The sequence below is a fragment of the Paenisporosarcina sp. P4_E4_2 genome (assembly GCF_056401595.1).
The window spans coordinates 1-6,704 of the sequence record NZ_JBFUJC010000168.1 but is presented as its reverse complement, the minus strand read 5'-3'; the positions used below and the strand labels follow the sequence as shown (position 1 = coordinate 6,704).

At 42.6% G+C, this 6,704-nt stretch carries 7 protein-coding genes and 1 pseudogene; 2 read left to right on the top strand and 6 right to left on the bottom strand.

Annotated features, from left to right (window positions below; genetic code table 11):
- Together AC1DSB_RS12135 and AC1DSB_RS12130 are read left to right on the top strand one after the other, a co-directional pair.
- On the top strand, positions 1-1,314 hold a 1,314-nt coding region (locus AC1DSB_RS12135), incomplete at its 5' end, for an aldehyde dehydrogenase family protein (protein WP_477586797.1).
- A 332-nt stretch (positions 1,315-1,646) separates the two neighbouring features.
- Complete coding sequence (locus AC1DSB_RS12130; RefSeq protein ID WP_477531292.1) at positions 1,647-1,844, top strand: hypothetical protein; 198 nt, start codon at positions 1,647-1,649, stop codon at positions 1,842-1,844.
- A 215-nt stretch (positions 1,845-2,059) separates the two neighbouring features.
- On the opposite strand, the gene AC1DSB_RS12125 is transcribed toward AC1DSB_RS12130, so the two are convergent.
- The 6 genes and pseudogenes from AC1DSB_RS12125 to AC1DSB_RS12100 all read right to left on the bottom strand — a co-directional run.
- Positions 2,060-2,545 (bottom strand): hypothetical protein, encoded by a 486-nt coding sequence (locus AC1DSB_RS12125; protein WP_477531291.1) that lies wholly within the window; start codon positions 2,543-2,545, stop codon positions 2,060-2,062.
- A gap of 189 nt (positions 2,546-2,734) precedes the next feature.
- A complete protein-coding gene (gene trpA / locus AC1DSB_RS12120) occupies positions 2,735-3,523 on the bottom strand; it encodes a tryptophan synthase subunit alpha (protein ID WP_477531290.1) in 789 nt (262 codons plus the stop codon).
- Entirely contained in the window at positions 3,516-4,724 is a 1,209-nt protein-coding gene (gene trpB / locus AC1DSB_RS12115) for a tryptophan synthase subunit beta (protein ID WP_477531303.1), read from the bottom strand. The genes trpA and trpB overlap by 8 nt, the downstream gene beginning before the upstream one ends.
- Positions 4,725-4,726: 2 nt before the next feature.
- A complete protein-coding gene (locus tag AC1DSB_RS12110; RefSeq protein ID WP_477531289.1) occupies positions 4,727-5,341 on the bottom strand; it encodes a phosphoribosylanthranilate isomerase in 615 nt (204 codons plus the stop codon).
- Positions 5,341-6,129, bottom strand: a complete 789-nt coding sequence (trpC, locus tag AC1DSB_RS12105; protein ID WP_477531288.1) for an indole-3-glycerol phosphate synthase TrpC — start codon at positions 6,127-6,129, stop codon at positions 5,341-5,343. Before trpC ends, AC1DSB_RS12110 begins: the two co-directional genes overlap by 1 nt.
- A pseudogene (locus AC1DSB_RS12100) lies at positions 6,126-6,704 on the bottom strand (anthranilate phosphoribosyltransferase); the annotation flags it as partial. The gene trpC and the pseudogene AC1DSB_RS12100, both read right to left, overlap by 4 nt.

Sequence of the window (6,704 nt, the reverse complement as noted above, 5' to 3'; positions counted from 1 at the left end):
GAAGATGTGAAAGTAGCAATTGCTGGTGCCGAACAGGCTTTTCATTCCTTCAAAAAATGGACGGCATATGATCGGGCAGAAATTTTATATAAAGTGGTCAACATTATGCGAGAGCGTAAAGAAGAACTCGCAATGACATTGGCACAAGAAGCGGGAAAACCGTTGAAAACGGCACGTGGTGAAGTAGATCGCACGATTGCGACCTATCAATTTGCTGCAGAAGAAGCGAAGCAGTACCGTGGGGAAACCATTCCGATGGATGCTGCCCCTGGAGGTGCGAACCGAATCGGATGGACAAAAAAAGAGGCTATTGGCGTTGTTGCGGCAATCACGCCCTTTAATTTCCCATTCAATTTAGTGGCGCATAAACTGGGACCTGCTTTTGCAGTTGGAAATACGGTAGTCTTAAAGCCGGCAACACAAACACCATTGAGTGCATTAATTATGGCTGATATTTTCAAGGAAGCTGGTTTGCCGGATGGTGCCCTTCAAATTATAACAGGGAGCGGGAGTGATTTAAGTGACTCACTCATTACACATCCAGCGGTCAAAAAAGTGACATTTACCGGAAGTGTTCCTGTCGGATTGAAAATTAAAGAAAAAGTAGGTCTACGCAAAATTACGCTTGAGCTGGGTTCAAACGCAGCCTTGATTGTGGAGCCAAGTGTGCCAATCGAAAAAATTGTTAAACGTTGTGCGGAAGGGGCATTCAGCTTTTCAGGACAAGTATGTATTTCTTTACAACGCATTTACGTAAACCGCGAAGTGTACGATGAATTTGTGCAAGGATTCGTGGAAGAAACGAAAAAATTAATAGTGGGTGATCCACTGGATGAACAAACCGATATCGGTTCCATGATCCATCCGGACGAAGTAAAACGCATCGTCGGCTGGATTGAAGAAGCCAAATCGCAAGGAGCAACTGTGGCCACAGGTGGCGAATTTACAGAGCGCCAGTTGCATCCAACTATTTTGACAGGTGCTAAAGAAGACATGAAAGTTGTATGCGAGGAAGTCTTTGCACCCATCGTTTCCGTCATTCCTTACGATACACTGGATGAAGCAATTGAGTGGGTGAATGCTTCACAATTTGGATTGAATGCAGCGATTTACACAAATGTCTTAACGGATGCTATGAAAGCCGCAGATGAAATTGAAGCGGGAGCCGTCATCATAAACGACATTCCTACTTTCCGTACAGACAACATGCCGTATGGTGGCATCAAGATGAGTGGATATGGGCGTGAAGGCATTAAGTTTGCCGTCGATGAAATGACCGAACTGAAATTTATTACGATGAAAACCGTATTTTAGAAGTGACGAAGCAACCCAATTGTAAAGCTCAATTGGGTTGCTTTTTTTCTAACCACTTGCTATGGGTTTTCGTCCATTCAAGTTAGTTTTATGACCAATCAATCAAGGTTTTTGTCCATTCAAAATGGTTTTTCGTCCACTCAATCTTAGTTTCTGACCATTCGCTGTGGAGTGGACACGATTCTTCTTCAGAAAGACACACAACCAGTCCTGTTTTATTAAAGAAGAAGGAGTAACGGGAATAAAAGAGAATTAGTTAAATTAAGCTTGAAAGATTGAATGTAGTTATTTATCGGTGTGAGTATTACTAATTAGAGCGAGGTGAAAGAAAGATGAAAAATTTAATCGCAACACTGTTTTTATTGTTCGGGTGTCTTATATTGACGTTGACTTTTTTTAATACTTTTATGGAACCAAGTGGTATTCGATGGTTGGCTGGAGTATTAATCACAACAGGACTTTCAATATTTGCAAATGAGTTATTGAAAATAAGTAAAGAACAAGATGCGCAAAGGATAGCTGGAAAGTAGACAAAGATGCCAGTGATAACATTTATTCGTTTAATAATAGTTGATATTTTTATTTCCAGAAGCCCGAGCAACCAATCGAAATAACCAAATCCAATAAACAGGAATCGGGCAATAAAATCACATCATGAGAAAGATTATTCTATATTAAAACAACGTTATAACTTTGCTGTACTGATCGTAAAAACTGTAATTTCCCTTAATGTAAAAGTGAATTGTCATTTCACTTCAGCCACAAAGGTGTAGGAAACTTCACCGTTATTCCATTTTGCTAACACTTCATATATATATTGACCTTTACTTGCAGGAACCGTTATTTGATTATCTTTCAAAGTAATTTCTTTTTCTCTTCCATCCTTATTCCATAAGTAAACATACAGTTCGGGATTTTCTTCAATATCAATCGTCACTTTTTGATTCTGTTCTAAAGCAATGGCTTTGAAATCTTCAGCGATTTGGTATGGGGAAGCAGAGTCAGTTTGGACAGCCTGAGTTTCAGAACCTTGTTTTCTTTCCCATTTATAACCTCCAACTACCATTTCATGTTGTGCATTATTAACTCTAACGACTCCAGAAATAGATGGAGGAAATTCATTTTCATTTACCTTAACTTCTTTTCCTGCGGTAACCGTATCGTTYGAACATCCAGTACTCCAAAGTGAAGTAAATAATAAAATGGTAATTAACAAAGATTTCGTTTTCAAATTTCTTCCTCCTTTATATAACTTTGACGAGTAAGGAAACATAAGTGTTTCACTTTCCTAAGGAAGGTGAAAAAATTTAAACTGTAACGCACGAGTTTTATTCGGCCTCAACTAGTATTTATTCTGTTTAACCCAATTCTCTCCTAAAAAAAAGACCACATACGAATGCGCATGAGGTCCAAACTAGTTTTATACGATTTCAACTGCTTTCGATGCAGCAATCAACGCTCTGATATTATCAAGATTTCCTTTATGCAATGCATCAACTATACGGCTTCCCACAATGACGCCGTCTGACAGTTTACCCATTTCCCGAACCTGCTCAGGCGTGGAAATCCCGAAGCCTGCCATGACTGGAACTGGGCTCACTTCTTTAAGCTTCGCCAAATGTTCTCCAACGTTCGCAGCAAACTCTGCGCGCGCACCCGTAATGCCCGTCACCATAACGGCGTACAGAAATCCTTCAGAAGCTTTCGCAATACGCTCAATACGCTCGGGAGGGCTTGTTAAACTGACCAATTGAATGAGAGCCAAATCGTGTTTTGAGAACTCGTCCTTCACCATCCCACTTTCTTCAAGCGGCAAATCTGGAACAATCAATCCACTCACGCCGATATTTGCACAATCCTTAGCGAATGCCTCTATGCCATAACGGAACACCGGATTCAAATATGTCATTAGGACAATCGGAATCATCAACTCACCGCGCAAGTGGGCGATCTCTTCTAATACACCACGCAAGGTCACACCTTCAGCCAACGCACGTTTCCCAGCCTCTTGAATGGTCGGTCCATCTGCAACGGGATCTGAAAAAGGAATTCCTAATTCTACCGCAGTAGCACCAGCATCTTGAAGAAACAGTAAATGTTCACGGAGTTTTGATAACCCTCCGTCACCGGCCATGACATAAGGAATAAATGCTTTTCCACCTGTTTCGACTTGTTGTTCTATGGCAGTTTGCAACTTCAGTTTAGTCATTCGTTCCACCTCCAAGCGCATCACGCACTGTGACAACATCTTTATCTCCACGACCAGATAAACAAATCACGACAATTTCATCTTTATCCAAACCAGCAGCCAGCTCAGCAGCAAAATGAATCGCATGAGCTGATTCGAGAGCGGGGAGGATGCCCTCCGTACGAGCTAACAATTGAACACCCGTCAAAGCCTGTTCGTCCGTTACTGATGTGTATTCAACACGGCCATTTTCATGTAAGTAGCTATGCTCGGGTCCTATTCCGGGATAATCGAGTCCCGCTGAAATAGAGTGTGCTTCCTGAATCTGACCTGCATCATCCTGCAGTAAATACATAAGTGCTCCGTGCAAAACTCCTACAGAACCTTTCGTCAATGTGGCGGCGTGCTTATCGGTATCCAGTCCTGCACCAGCAGCTTCGACGCCGATTAATTTCACGTCTTTGTCTTCTATGAAGGGATAAAACATTCCCATGGCATTACTGCCTCCACCAATACAAGCAACAATCGCATCTGGCAGACGGCCTTCTTTTTCAACGATTTGCTTACGCGTTTCATCCCCAATGACACGCTGGAAATCACGCACAATTTTAGGGAAGGGGTGTGGTCCTAAAACCGAACCCATAATGTAATGAGTATCCCCGACATTCGTCACCCAGTAACGCAGCGCTTCATTAACAGCATCTTTCAACGTTCGACTGCCTTGGGTTACGGAAATAACTTTCGCACCAAGCAGCTCCATGCGGAATACATTAAGTTGCTGACGACGGACGTCTTCTTCTCCCATGAAAATCACACACTCTAAATCCAGCAGTGCGCAAACCGTTGCAGTTGCCACACCATGCTGGCCAGCGCCTGTTTCAGCAACGACTTTTTGTTTACCCATACGGACCGCAAGAAGTGCCTGTCCGATTGTGTTGTTGATTTTGTGAGCTCCTGTATGATTGAGATCTTCACGTTTCAAGTAGATCTTGGCGCCGCCCATTTTTTTCGTTAAACGTTCAGCAAAGTAAAGGGGATTTTCCCGTCCCACATAATCTTTCAAGTAGTAGCGGAATTCCTCAAGAAAAGCTTCGTCCTTGATAGCTAAGTCGTAAGCTTCCTCGAGTTCAATCACGGCTTGCATTAATGTCTCTGGGACGAATCGACCGCCGAATCTGCCATAATGACCGGTAGTGTTTGGTTGGTTGTAGGTAGTTTGCATGCTCATCTCTTCTCACCTCGAACTGCACGGATAAACGTGCGGATTTTCACTGCATCTTTTCTTTGCTCCGTCTCGACTCCACTGGATACATCCACCATAAAAGGATTGACGGTTTTAATTGCTTCTCTTACGTTTCTTTCATTCAGACCGCCGGCTAATATGACTTTCTCAAGTGGAATATTAGCTTTTTCAAGGAGTTTCCAGTCGAATGACTGACCCGATCCTCCGCGAAACTCCATGCCTGGTGCATCAAACAAGAAATAATCGACTTCATATTGCGAAGCCTTTCGCACATCTTCAAAACTTTTTATCGATAACGCTTTAATGGTAGGAAGGAATATTTGTCTAACATATTCGGGTGCTTCATCTCCATGCAGTTGAACCATATCCAATGATACTTCTCCTGCGATGCGATTCACTTCATCCGGTGTTTCATTGACGAATACACCAATTCTCAACACATCATTTGGAACTGCACTAGCAAGTTTCTTGGCGGTTTCAACCGTTAGCTGGCGTCGACTAGGTGCGAATACAAAACCAATTGCGTCTGCTCCAGAATCAACTGCTGTTTTTACATCTTCCAGCTCCATCAATCCGCAAATTTTGACTCTTGTCATCACAATTCACCACGTTTCACGTGAAACGAACGCAATATTTCGTCAATATTTTCACTGCGCATTAACGTTTCTCCAACCAGCACGCCGTGCGCTCCAGCATCCGCAACTAAAACAGCATCTGTTATGTTGCCAATCCCACTTTCACTAATCAATACGCGTTGTTCATGAAAAGGGAAGTGAGCGGTAATTTGCGATGTGTTTGCTAAATCTACTTCGAACGTTTTGAGATTACGATTATTTACGCCGATTATTTTTGCATCGATTGCTAAGGCTCTTTGCAATTCTTCGACATTGTGAACTTCAATCAAAACTTCCAAATCCAACTTACTAGCATAGTCAAACAAATCGCTAAGACTCTGTTGATCAAGCGCCGCGACAATCAACAGAATGATAGATGCGCCAGCATATTTTGCCTCTTCAATCTGCAAAGGGTGAATGATAAAGTCCTTGCAGAGGACGGGAAGATTGACGGCTGATGATACTGCATGTAAATCATCCATCGAGCCTTTGAAAAATTGTTGATCAGTCAATACAGAAATTGCAGCTGCACCAGCTTTTTCATAAGCGAGTGCCTGCTGTACGGGATCGACATTACCATCAATCAAACCTTTCGAAGGGGAGGCGCGTTTAATTTCAGAGATGACCTGTAAGTGCTGCGTGTTATATAAAGTCTCAAATAAAGAAGGCTTGTTAGTATGTTTTTTAGAAAATTCAAATGATCCTTCTTGTTCCAATAACTCTTTCACTTCCAGTTTTTTTACTTCTAAAATCTGCTCTAAAATCGTCATGCGTTCACCTCCAAATGACTTCGATTTTGACTGTAAGTGACGACTGATTCCAACACACTGAGCGCACTACCTGTTTCAATGCTCTTTCGTGCCTGGTGAACGCCTTCTTGAATGGTAGAAACGATGTCTGCCGCAAACAAACCGATTCCCGCATTCAACAATACGGTATCCATATAAGGCGAAGATTCACCCCGTAACACGCTTTTTAAAATGGCTGCGTTAACCTTGACGTCCCCACCGCGAATCGCTTCAAGTGGAGCAAATGACAAACCCACTTCTTCGGCATTCAATGTAAAAGGGATGTAGTCGCCGTTTTTCATAAGTACGAGGTGGTTGTCTCCGGATAAAGAAGCTTCATCCATTCCATCGGCACCACTCAAGACGATTGCTCTTTTTCGGCCCAGACGATATAGGGCTGCTGCGATATCCATCAATTTATCTTGGCGGTATACGCCGACCATTTGGGATGTTAATGCCACGGGATTGGTTAAAGGGCCGATCATATTGAAAATCGTCGGTTTTCCCAGAGACTTACGAATGGATTGAATCCGTTTCATTTTCGGATGGACATATGG

What these genes read in the sequence shown, in the direction of transcription:
- AC1DSB_RS12130 (WP_477531292.1), top strand. Translation starts at nt 1,647, where the DNA reads ATGAAAAATTTAATCGCAACACTGTTTTTATTGTTCGGGTGTCTTATA.
- trpA (WP_477531290.1), bottom strand. Translation starts at nt 3,523, where the DNA reads ATGACTAAACTGAAGTTGCAAACTGCCATAGAACAACAAGTCGAAACA.
- trpB (WP_477531303.1), bottom strand. Translation starts at nt 4,724, where the DNA reads ATGCAAACTACCTACAACCAACCAAACACTACCGGTCATTATGGCAGA.
- AC1DSB_RS12110 (WP_477531289.1), bottom strand. Translation starts at nt 5,341, where the DNA reads ATGACAAGAGTCAAAATTTGCGGATTGATGGAGCTGGAAGATGTAAAA.
- trpC (WP_477531288.1), bottom strand. Translation starts at nt 6,129, where the DNA reads ATGACGATTTTAGAGCAGATTTTAGAAGTAAAAAAACTGGAAGTGAAA.